Consider the following 1,132-nt stretch of genomic DNA (forward strand, 5'->3'; position numbering starts at 1 on the left):
TGCCCATGCAGGCAGGGGAATAGCAATGCGAAGGCAAGACATTCTCAACCACCAGGTGGCATCTCTGGCGGCCTTGGTACAAAGACCGCAGAAGGTCGGGCACCCAGACAGGGATTTGGAGTCCAAGTTAAGAGAGTTTGTCTCATTTGAGCTTTTGGGCAGGGGAACGCTCGATGTCATTGCGCGTGTACTGGGTGAACTCGACAATGCTGAAGCGGACTTGCTCAACGCCACGATCAACCATTGCAGCCAGGTCTTCTATAGAACGGATGCGCTTTGGAGTGCAATTGCGGTTCCGCTGGCAATGAATTGGCACATGCAACATCACCGCTACTACCGACTGAACGCTGGCGATAAGGAACACCTGGACGCGCTGGCGGCAGGAATTCGCCAATCTGTGGGGGCAAGGGAAGTGCACCTGGACGCGTGTCTCTACAGTGCCAAGGAACTGTACACAGCACCTGCGCGCCATCTGCACGATCATCTGCAGCAGCTCGTCCTTGGCGCCCCGAGGCTGACACCGCCGTTGAAGCCCATGGAGCTACGCAGCTCCAGTGAGCCGCCCTGGCGAGTGGCGTATTTCCTGGGCGTAGAGGTGGGCAATCCTCAGGCACCACGCAGACTTCAAGAAGCGGGCGTGCAAGAAGCCTTGCAGAGCTACCTGCATCTCGGGGTTGATGCACTGACAAAACGCAAACCAGAGATGTTTTCGCAGGGCGCCCACGGTCACACTGTGTGTCATGCCCCCATGTATCTGCATGACGCGATTCGCTTTGGCCACAAGGCGCAACGTAGTTACCGGCTGCGGCAGATGCTGGAGGAGATTTCGAAAGAGGAGAAGAGAGTTACGCTCCAATATGCCTTTGATTCCATATCTCACTCCATCGAGCTGCTGTTGTCGGGCAAGTGGCTGGCGTTTGAAATGCACTGGATGTTGCATCCGCAAGAAGCCGTGAGAAGTTTTCTTAAGGAAGCAGAGAGCGTTTTATCTATCGGAGCTCGGCATATTAAATGCAATGTGGTCTGTTTGGAGCTCGAAGAATTAGTGGCGGCCAAAGCGGCGACCTCCGTACATCGCTATCGAAAGAGGCGAACTTGAAACAGTGCAATGTCCCAAGGTGGGAGCACGAGC

1 protein-coding gene is annotated in these 1,132 nt (G+C 55.3%); it reads left to right on the forward strand.

Features of this window, described 5'->3' with window-relative positions; genetic code table 11:
* Positions 1 to 1,099 (forward strand): hypothetical protein (locus AC1RMF_RS26580; RefSeq protein WP_493145556.1); only part of this gene is annotated, 1,099 nt, incomplete at its 5' end.
* Positions 1,100 to 1,132: the final 33 nt, after the last annotated feature.

The organism is Rhodoferax sp. GW822-FHT04A08, assembly GCF_058801025.1.